This is a genomic window from Microbulbifer okhotskensis, from assembly GCF_023895975.1.
GTDB lineage: Bacteria > Pseudomonadota > Gammaproteobacteria > Pseudomonadales > Cellvibrionaceae > Microbulbifer > Microbulbifer okhotskensis.
The window spans coordinates 1-1588 of record NZ_JALBWM010000270.1 but is presented as its reverse complement, the minus strand read 5'-3'; the positions used below and the strand labels follow the sequence as shown (position 1 = coordinate 1588).

Here is a 1588-nt window from a genome sequence, read left to right as displayed (position 1 = left end):
AACGGTACAGTGACTACGGGGCTATAGCTGCATGAAACTGTCCGAAGTGTTGTTGTTTGAAATGGAGGAGAATCTACAACTTTTGAATGGCGCTTGACTGAACACTTAATAAAAAAACTCAGTAAACGAATATAAATCAGAAAAAATATAGAAGTTCCAGAAGATAAAATTATTTGGATTAAAAGCTGTAGAGTATTACTTCATAGAGCTGATGAACAACAGTTCGGAGATCATACCGGATGTCCTCTCTACTGATACCCACGGGTCAATCACGTCAACTTGGCTCTGCTGGATTTGTTCGGGTACAGCTTTGCCCTGTGTTACGCGCGGATTGGTCGAGTCATCAATGAGATGCTCGATGTAAAGGAAGATAAAGATCAGAAAATTCAGCTGCAGCTGAAAAAAACCATCAATGCCAAACGTATCATGCAGCACTGGGACACCATCCAACGGATCGCAGTGTCTCTCAAGGAGCGAAAACGACACAGGCCACGCTGGTTCGTAAACTCTCCGGGCACAAGAAAAACCATCCCTTGCTGGAGGCCCTAACAGAGTACAACCGCTTAGTAAAAGCCAATTACTTGTTGAACTACATCGGTGATGCCAGCCTGCGTAACTACGTTCAGCGAGCACTTAATCGGGGGGAGGCCTATCACCAACTGCGTCGAGCAATCAGCAGCGTAAATGGGGATCAGTTCCGGGGCAGCTCTGATGAAGAAATCCAACTATGGGACGAATGCACACGCCTGGTCACCAACGCCGTTATTTACTTCAATTCCAGCATGCTCAGCCAACTGCTGACAAGCTTCGAATATCAGAATGACGATAAACGAATACAGATTGTCAATCAGGCTTCTCCAGTGGCCTGGTATAACATCAACTTAAAGGGTATCTATACCTTCGAATTGAGTGAAAAACTACCGGATCTGGAGGAGCTGATGCGCACTATCGAAGGATGTTTACCGGTTCTGGGAAAGTAATACTCCCTGGGAAGCCACGGACGACAGGGCTTTCAGAGACTTTTGTCGTTTTTGGACGGAAAATCCCTAGTTCCCCATTTTTATAGGTTTCCGGTCGGGTCTAGGTCAAAAAGGGTGCGGTTAATTTCGGTGGGGAAAGCGAGAGTGCCAGCGAACAAGTGGAGTCCAGACTGTCGCGCTGCAGCTGTTTGTTATCCCCAGAACTTCCACCAGAGTTTTTTCTTGGGGATTTGTAAGTCTACACTACCAATTGGTGTACCTGGCTCCAAACTTTGAGTTTGCTCTACCATTTGACCAAAGATGCTAAAGTGAACCTCAATGTCACAGGGGGCAATATTGTCAATAGATCCCTCGCCACCGAATATAGGAAGAATTTTAAAGCTATATAACTGGCCCTCTCCAAGAGCCATTTCACTTTCTCTAAAGGAGGATATGACATGGGGGACAAATTCATCGTAAATAAACTGTGGATCTTTAAGGAGTGCTTGAAACTCATCAACTGAGCTGCAGATCTCTCTCAAAGCCCCAGATCCTACGCTTAGGTGAAAAATCTTGAGGGTGTTCAAAACTCTGTGTCAGCTAAACGGTTTATAGGCTGATGTATTTCT

The 1588-nt window shown here is 45.2% G+C and carries 1 protein-coding gene and 1 pseudogene; one reads left to right on the top strand and one right to left on the bottom strand.

Annotated elements, in window-relative coordinates; translation table 11 throughout:
• Positions 1 to 193 precede the first annotated feature (193 nt).
• Positions 194 to 980, top strand: a pseudogene (locus MO867_RS21965) (Tn3 family transposase); the annotation flags it as partial.
• Positions 981 to 1171: 191 nt separating this feature from the next.
• Here MO867_RS21965 and MO867_RS21960 read toward each other — a convergent pair.
• Positions 1172 to 1546: a T6SS immunity protein Tdi1 domain-containing protein gene (locus MO867_RS21960; protein ID WP_252473136.1), complete on the bottom strand. Its 375-nt coding sequence runs from the start codon at positions 1544 to 1546 to the stop codon at positions 1172 to 1174.
• Positions 1547 to 1588: the final 42 nt, after the last annotated feature.